Source organism: Alcaligenes sp. 13f (genome assembly GCF_020496585.1).
Lineage (GTDB): Bacteria > Pseudomonadota > Gammaproteobacteria > Burkholderiales > Burkholderiaceae_B > Alcaligenes > Alcaligenes phenolicus.
Map to the genome: position 1 here is coordinate 1 of NZ_JAHKKC010000079.1, position 400 is coordinate 400.

Annotated in this window: 2 protein-coding genes; both read left to right on the top strand. The window is 44.5% G+C overall.

Features of this window, described 5'->3' with window-relative positions; translation table 11 throughout:
* On the top strand, window positions 1-205 hold a 205-nt coding region (locus KOE80_RS20215; RefSeq protein WP_264180324.1), incomplete at its 5' end, for a hypothetical protein.
* Window positions 180-400, top strand: a 221-nt coding sequence (gene ymcE / locus KOE80_RS20220; protein ID WP_226349859.1) for a protein YmcE, incomplete at its 3' end; no start/stop codon positions are given. The genes KOE80_RS20215 and ymcE, both read left to right, overlap by 26 nt.

Below are 400 nucleotides of genomic sequence, written 5' to 3' on the forward strand. Positions count from 1 at the left end.
CTCTAAGGTTGCCATTATTACTCAACATCTCCATTTCCGCTGTCCATGTTGTCATGGTTCACAGTACCGCACATCGGCATTCGATGTGACGGAGCGAAACCCTTTGGGCGCTAAGTGTATTTTTTGTAAATCGACGATGATCACCTTTGATAACGTCGCGCTGCAAATACGCACTGACCATGCGCCGCTGGATTTCACAAAATAATATCAGGCTCCCTCGTGGAGCCTTTTTTATATCTGCCTTATTTTTCTTCAACGCTGTATGTATAGTAAGCGATAACCTGTTGATTATTGAATCTTTCGGGGAGATGGCTTATAACATTTCTTACCTGACCAGGGTACCGGGAACCAACACCTTACTGGCGTGTTGCTGTCTTTTAAGACCAGAAGAGGTTAACAG